Origin of the sequence: Xanthomonas sp. LMG 12460 (assembly GCF_009192895.1) — a bacterium.
GTDB lineage: Bacteria > Pseudomonadota > Gammaproteobacteria > Xanthomonadales > Xanthomonadaceae > Xanthomonas_A > Xanthomonas_A sontii.
In genome coordinates this window covers 1-7300 of the sequence record NZ_NKUH01000128.1, presented here as the reverse complement: position 1 = coordinate 7300, position 7300 = coordinate 1, and the positions used below count along the sequence as shown (strand labels likewise).

At 71.2% G+C, this 7300-nt stretch carries 5 protein-coding genes and 1 pseudogene; 5 read left to right on the top strand and 1 reads right to left on the bottom strand.

Annotated elements, in window-relative coordinates; genetic code table 11:
• A partial coding sequence (locus CEK66_RS19495; protein WP_226978695.1) for a pirin family protein occupies positions 1-942 on the bottom strand: 942 nt, incomplete at its 3' end.
• Between the two features lie 353 nt (positions 943-1295).
• Here CEK66_RS19495 and CEK66_RS19490 point away from each other — a divergent pair.
• The 5 genes and pseudogenes from CEK66_RS19490 to CEK66_RS19470 form a co-directional block, all read left to right on the top strand.
• Complete coding sequence (locus CEK66_RS19490) at positions 1296-1811, top strand: sigma-70 family RNA polymerase sigma factor (RefSeq protein ID WP_193312722.1); 516 nt, start codon at positions 1296-1298, stop codon at positions 1809-1811.
• Complete coding sequence (locus CEK66_RS19485) at positions 1804-2886, top strand: FecR domain-containing protein (protein ID WP_152238003.1); 1083 nt, start codon at positions 1804-1806, stop codon at positions 2884-2886. Before CEK66_RS19490 ends, CEK66_RS19485 begins: the two co-directional genes overlap by 8 nt.
• 114 nt (positions 2887-3000) lie before the next feature.
• On the top strand, positions 3001-5502 hold the full coding sequence (locus tag CEK66_RS19480; protein ID WP_152238002.1) for a TonB-dependent receptor: 2502 nt from the start codon (positions 3001-3003) through the stop codon (positions 5500-5502).
• Between the two features lie 8 nt (positions 5503-5510).
• Positions 5511-6821 carry a histidine-type phosphatase gene (locus CEK66_RS19475; protein WP_152238001.1) on the top strand — a complete coding sequence of 437 codons (1311 nt, stop codon included), beginning with the start codon at positions 5511-5513 and terminating at the stop codon, positions 6819-6821.
• Between the two features lie 319 nt (positions 6822-7140).
• Positions 7141-7300, top strand: a pseudogene (locus CEK66_RS19470) (NAD(P)H-quinone oxidoreductase); the annotation flags it as partial.

The window sequence follows — 7300 nt, the reverse complement described above, 5'->3', positions numbered from 1 at the left end:
GCGGCGGTAGTCGGCCATGGCCTGGGCGATCTCGGCCTGCGTGTTCATCACGAACGGACCGTGTTGCGCCACCGGTTCGGCGATCGGTCGGCCTTGCAGCACCAGGAACTCGCTCGCCTCGCCGTCGCCATTGACCAACTCGACCGCCTGATCGGCGCGCAGCTCGATCGCCGCATGGCGGGTCACCGGGCGCCCGCCCACCGTCACCGCTGCGCCCTTGAAGAAGTACAGGCTGCGGCGCGTGCCGCGTCCTTGCGCGGCGGGCAGGGTCCAGCGTGCGCCGGGTGCCATGCGGATCGTCCAGATGGCCACATCGGCATCGTCCTGCGCGGCCCACGAATCCGGTGGCGGCGCGAGCGGGCCGCCGGCGCTGCCGGGCGCGGCGTCGACCGGGCCGATGCGGCCGGCCACGCAGGCCACCTCGGTGGTGCGGCCGGCATCGTCGGTGGCGGTGAAGCGCGGCAGGTCTTCCGACCAGAACATGGTGAAGTGCGGCGCAGCCAGCTTGTTGCGCGCCGGCAGGTTGAGCCAGATCTGGAACAGTTCCAGCGGGTTGGGTGCCGCCGTGTCCAGCAGCGGGAACATCTCCGAATGGACGATGCCCGCGCCGGCCGTCACCCACTGCACGTCGCCGGCGCCGAAGCGCGCCGCCGCACCGAGCGAGTCGGCATGGTCGATCAGGCCCTTGCGCACGATGGTCACGGTCTCGAAGCCACGGTGCGGATGGCCGGGAAAGCCGGGAATCTCTTCGCCGTGATACATGCTCCAGCCGTCCTTGCGGCTGAAGTCCTGGCCGATGGCGCGGCCGTGCAGGGACGTCGCCGGCCCCATCGCGCCGTTGCCGGCGGGGTAGGCATCGTCGTGGTAGACGCAGAACAGGAACGGGTCGATCGTGTCCCAAGGGAAGCCAAGCGGCTTGATCTGGACGATGGGGTCGTTCATGGAGAGATCCTTCATGCGAACGCCGCCCAAGATTGGATGCGGCAACCTTCACGATATGGGGCGATGCCAACGGAACGGAAGGCCGGTCCGAGAGACATCCTGTCCCGCACGGGAAACGCTGGGATGCGCCGCCGCCGCGTCCATGGCGAGGGCGCAGGCGCGGTGACCGGCCGCGTTGCATGCGCCGATCGCGCGAATCCGGCAGGCAGCGGTGAACTGAATGCTTGCCGGGGCGCAACCGCTCCGCTACGCCCGCAGGACCCGTGCGTCATCGGACTGTCATCGCCGAGGACCAGCATCGCAGCCTTTCCGAATCCGCCGGCCGCCGATGGCGCCGGTACTGCGAGTGGCTGGTGCGTTCCGAACCCCTGCCGGCGTTGTCGCGGCTGTTCCTGCAATGGCGGCCGTCGCTGAGCCGCTATTTCCGCAAGCGCCGCGCCGCGGCCTGGGATGCCGACGACCTGTTGCAGGAAGTGTGGCTGCGGCTGCAGCGCAGCGAGGTGCATGCGCCGGAGATCGCCAATCCCGAAGCCTACCTGTTCACCATCGCCGCCAACCTGATGCGCGAGCACGCGCTGCTGCACCAGCGCAACAGCCAGCGCGACACCTGCCTGGACGATGTGCTGGAGCGGCTGGCGGTGCCCTGCGAGGCCGATGCGCAGGTGCACCGCGCGCAGCGCCGGCAGCGCCTGGCCGAACTGATGGCACGGCTGCCGCCGAAGTGTCGCGCGGCGATGACGCTGCGCTACCGCGACGAACTGGGCTACCAGGAAATCGCCGAGCAACTGCAGATCTCCAGCCACATGGTCAAGAAATACATCATCAAGGGCCTGGCGGTGTGCCGGCAGGGCATGGCGCGCTATGCGTGAGGATCCGCAGCGCGTCGCCGAGGCGGCCGCGGACTGGTACCTGGCGCAGCGCGAGACCGCGCTGCCGCCGGCGCGGCAGGCCGAGTTCCTGGCCTGGCTGCGGCACTCGCCGGCGCACGTGGCCGCCTATTTCGACATCGCGCGGATGCACGCCGACCTGCCGTCCGCGGCGCAGGCACAGCAGGCCAGCAGTGCGCAGCTGCGCGCGCATGCCTTGCGCAGCGGGGCGGTGGTGGTGCCGCTGCGCCCGGATGTGGACACGCCGACGTCGGTGCCCCACCCGCGTCGTGTCCTGCCACGGCGCAGGCGCTGGCCGTTGGCGGCCGCCGCCGTGCTCGCGCTGGCCGCCGTGGGTGTGGCGCTGCGCCTGAGCGCGCCGGAGCAGGTGCCGGCGACGGTGTACGCAGCGCCAGCGGACGCGCCGCGCAGCGTCGCGCTGGACGACGGCAGCGTGGTGCAACTGGAGCGCGGTGGCGCGATCGCGGTGCGCTACGGCACGCAGCGTCGCGACATCGCCCTGCTGCGCGGCAAGGCGGTGTTCGATCTCGGCCACGATCCGGCGCGGCCGCTGCGGGTCAGCGTCGGCGCGCTGGTGCTGCGCGACGTCGGCACCGTGTTCGGGGTCGACCCGCAGGCCGGCGGCGCCCGCGTCACCGTGCTGCAGGGGCGGGTGCAGGTGTCGCGCGATACCCCGGCGTGGTGGCGCCGCGGCGACCTGCCGTCGGAGGGGACGACGCTAGCCGACCTGGGCGGCGGCCAGCAGGCGCGGGTGGATGCGCAGGGCCGCGTGCTGGCGCGGCGCGACCACGCCGACATCGCCGACGCCACTGCCTGGCTGCCGGCGCAGGTCGGCGTGCACGATCGCAGCCTGGGCGAAGTGGCGCGCCTGTTCAACGCCTACACCACGCAGCCGCTGCGCATCGCCGACCCGGCGCTGGCGGCGCGGCGGGTCAGCGGCGTGTTCCATCTGCGCGATCCGGAGGCCTTCGTCGCGTATCTCGGCAGCCTGCCGGACGTGCAGGTGCAGCGCGATGCGCACGCGGTGACCATCCGCCACGCACCGGCACCGCTGTAAGAAAAAATTCATGCAATCGACGGTAGCCGCACGGCGCACCGGGGCACTCCTAGGAAGCATGGCCGTCGCGCAGCACGCGCGGGGCCGCCCTTCCTCCCCTCCGGTGTGATCGTCATGCGCAAGCCTCTCGTCGTCTCCATCGCCCTGCTGTTGGGCTGCACGTCCTCGCTGCCGGCCTGGTCGGCGCCCGCCACCGCGGCCCAAGCCATCGCGCCCATGCCGCTGGCGCAGGCGCTGGACCAGTTCGCGCGCAGCAGCGGGCTGCAACTGATGTACGACCCGGCGCTGGCCGAAGGCCTGCGCAGCAGCGGTGCCCCGGCCGGCCTGGCACCGCCGCAGCAACTGCATGCCTTGCTCGCCGGCACCGGCCTGGACTACCGCATGCTGACGCCCAGCTCGGTCGCCATCGTGCGCAGCAGCGTCGCCGCCGCGCCGGTCGCCGCCCCACGGGCGCCGCGCAGCGCCGCCCCGGCCCGTGCCGAGGCCGACGGCGAACACGACGGCCCGCGCGAACTGGCGCCGATCAACGTCACCGCCAACAGCGTCGACACGCTGGCGCCCAGCGCCGCGCCGCTGGAGGCGAGCCAGCCGACCTCGGTGATCGACGAGCGCTTCATCCGCGACGGCCTGCGCCTGAACTCGAACTACGACGACATCATCAAGTACGCGCCCAGCGTGGTCACCACCTCGCCGGAAGGCCCCGGCCTTGGCAAGAACGAGGGCATCAGCATCCGCGGCTTCCAGGACGGCCAGTTCAACATCACCTTCGACGGCATCCCGTTCGGCGATGCCAGCGATCTGCACCACACCACCTCGGCCTACTTCAACAACCACGTACTCGGCCAGGCCGAGATCGACCGCGGCCCCGGCGGCGGCGCCACCATCGGCAACGCTACCTTCGGCGGCACCCTGGCGCTGCGCACGCGCAACCCCAGCCAGGTGGACGGCGTGACCGTGTACGGCACCGGCGGCAGCTGGAACACCTGGGCCGGCGGCGTCAGCGCCGACGAGCACATCGGCAACACGCGCCTGTTCGCGGATCTGTCCAAGGAAGCCAGCGACACGTACCTCAAGGGCACCGACGACCGCCGCGAGCACGCCTTCCTCAAGACCGTCAGCGACCTCGGCGAGGCGACCACGCTGACCTTCGTCAGCAGCTACAACCAGGAGCACCAGAACACCGTGCAGGGCGCCACCCGCGCGCAGATCGCGCAGCATGGCTGGCGCTATGGCCTGGGCAACGATCCGACCCTGCAGAACTACACCGGCTACAACGCCGCGGCCTACTACTCCAGTTTCACCTACCTGGGCCTGAGCACGCGCCTGGGCGAGTGGGACCTGGACAACAAGGTCTACTACAACAGCTTCGACCACACCGCTTCCAAGACCAGCATCCCCACCAGCGAGAGCGCTGCCGACAACGGCGTGACCTTCTACAGCGCGACCGGCAAGAAGCTGTCCAAGGCCGCCAAGGACGTGCCGGGCAAGCTCTCGGACAACGACTTCCGCGCCTTCGGCGATGTGCTGCGTCTGGCGCGGGACCTCGGTCCGGGCCAGCTGCAGACCGGCGTGTGGGTGGAGCGCAACCTCGACGAGCGCCAGCAGTTGCCGGTGGACATGACGACCGGCGCGGCCAGCGGCACCAAGTACGGCCCGCTGTACAACTACAACCTGCACGACCGTACCGACACCCTGCAGCCGTACCTGCAGTACGACTGGAAGCTCAGCGACAGCCTGACCCTCAGTCCGGGCCTGCGCTACGCGCGGGTGCAGCGCCAACTCGATGCCGAACTCAACAAGAGCACCCCGCCGGCGCCAGCACACAGCGACGCCAGCTACGACGCCACGCTGCCGTCGCTGAGCCTGCACCAGAGCTTCAACGAGCACTGGAGCGGCTATGTGCAGGCCGCGCGCGGCTTCCTGGCGCCGCCGATCGACGTGATCGAACTCAACGGCGCCCGTGGCCTGCGCCCGGAGCTGACCAGCAACTACCAACTCGGCACCAGCTATGCCGCGCGCGGCCTGACCTTCGGCGCCGACGTCTACTACATCGACTTCAGCAACTACATCAGCCAGACCCTGATCAACACCGACAGCGGCACCGAGAGCGCCTTCGTCAACGGCGGCGGTGCGGTGTACCGCGGCGCCGAGGCCGAGGCCACCTACGCGCTGACGCCGATCCTGAGCCTGTACGCCAACGCCAGCTACAACGACGCCACCTACAAGCACAGCAGCACCCAGGTCGCCGGCACGCCGCGAGTAACCGCCGCCCTGGGCCTGCTGTACAACAGCGGCACCGGCTATTTCGGTTCGCTGATGGAGAAGGTGGTGGGCGCGCAGTACGGCGTGGACAACAGCACCGCGGCCAACGGCGCCACCGTGTTTAGCAACGACCAGCGCCTGGGCGGCTACGCCAGCCTGGATGCGGCGCTGGGCTACCGCAGCACGCACGGGCCCTACGGGTTGAAGGGCTACTCGATCAGCATGGACGTCAACAACCTGCTGAACCGGCATGCGCTGATCGGCTACGCCGGCACCCGCTCCTCCGACAACCAGCCGCTGTACTTCGGCCTGGCCGGGCGCGGCGTGTTCCTTGACCTGTCGCTGAAGTTCTGAGGCCGGCCATGTTCGCTTCCCGATTCGCACGCGTGCGCAGCGGATGGCGCCTGGCCGCGGTGCTTTGCGTCGCCAGCGCCGCCTGGCCGGCGGCGGCATCGCCCAAGCCTGCCGCGGCATCGAACGCGGCGGAGGTACGCCTGACGATCGTGGTGATGCGCCACGGCGTGCGCGCACCGACGCAATCGCCAGACGACCTGGCCAAGTACGCCGCGCAACCCTGGCCGCAATGGCCGGTGGCGCCCGGCCAGCTCACGGCGCACGGCGCCGCCGGCATGCAGGCGCTGGGTGCGCGCTACCGGCAGCGCTGGCTGTCCACGGCGGCGCTGGCGCCGGACTGCGCCGGGTCCGGCGCGGTGGTGATCGCCGACAGCACGCCGCGCAACCACGACAGCGCGGCGGCCTTCACCGAGGGGCTGCTGCCGGGATGCCAGGCGCATTACCTCGCATTGCCGACGACGCAGAACAATCCGCTGTTCCATTTCGGCAAGGACGAGGACAAGGACGACGCTGCACCCGCGCCGCCGTTGCACCTGGACGCGGCCACGCGCAGCCGGCTGCGGGCGCTGCAGCGGGTGCTGTCCGGCTGTGCGGGTTCGGCCTGCGCTGCGCAGGCTTCGCCGCGCCTGGACGATCCGCAGCGGCTGCAGGATCCGGCGCAGGCGGCCAAGGTCTTGAAGACCGCCGGCAGCCTGGCCGAGAACCTGATGCTGGAATACGCGCAGGGCCTGCCATTGCCGCAGGTGGCCTGGGGGCGCGCCGATGCCGCGGCGCTGCAGCGGCTGATCGGCCTGCACAACGCCTCCTTCGCCTACAGCAAGCGGGCGCTGCCGGCGGCGCGTGCCGGCGGCTCCAACCTGCTCGCGCACCTGTTGGCGACGTTGCAGGCGGCGGCCGGGCAGGCGCCGGTTGTGGCACCGCTGGCGCCGGTGGACACGCGCGCGCTGGTGCTGCTGGGCCACGACACCAACCTGGCGCATCTGGCCGGCCTGTTCGGCATCGATCCCATCGTGCGCGGCCAGCCGGACGCGTATCCGCCCGGCGGTGCGCTGCTGCTGGACCTGGTGCGGCAGGACGGCCAGGACTTCCTGCAGCTGCGCAGCGTGGTGCCGACCCTGCCGGCGCTGCGCGGCAACCGCTTCGATGGCCGCGGCCTGCGCGAGCGGCGCTGGCCCTTGCCCGGCTGCGGCGGCCGCCTGCGCTGCCCGCTGGCGATCGCCCTGCCGGCGTTGCAGGCGCGGCTGGATCCGCAGCGGGTCGAGGCTGCCGTGCCGGCGATGACCGAGTGGCCGGCGCAGGCGGCGTCAGTGGGCGAGTAGGCGCCGCCTACCTTGAGCGCTTGCGTGAGCGGAGCGTTACGCCTCGACACCGTTGGCGGTGGAAGTGACTGGCGGTCATCGTCACGCGCGTCGCGACTGAAGTCGCTCCCACAGGGGCGTGCGGCGAGCCCGCCGGATGCACTGCGGGAGGGACTTCAGTCCCGACTGCAGACGGCCTGAGAGGACCAGGCAGGTCTTTCGTGCACTTCATCGCGAACATCGCCCGCCGTCACGGACCCCTCAGCGCGGAAGGTCGATCATCGCGGTTCCCCCACGCGCCTGCGCCTGCGTGCGCCGCGCTCCTTGCCAGGACCCCGCCATGTCCCCTACCCACCCCGCCGCGTTTCCCGACCCCATGACCGCGATCGAGATCCGCCCGCCCGGTGCGCCCGAGGTGCTGCTGCCGGTGCGCGTGCAGCTGCCGCACCCTGGGCGCGGCGAACCGCTGGTGCGCGTGGATGCGGCCGGCGTCAACCGTA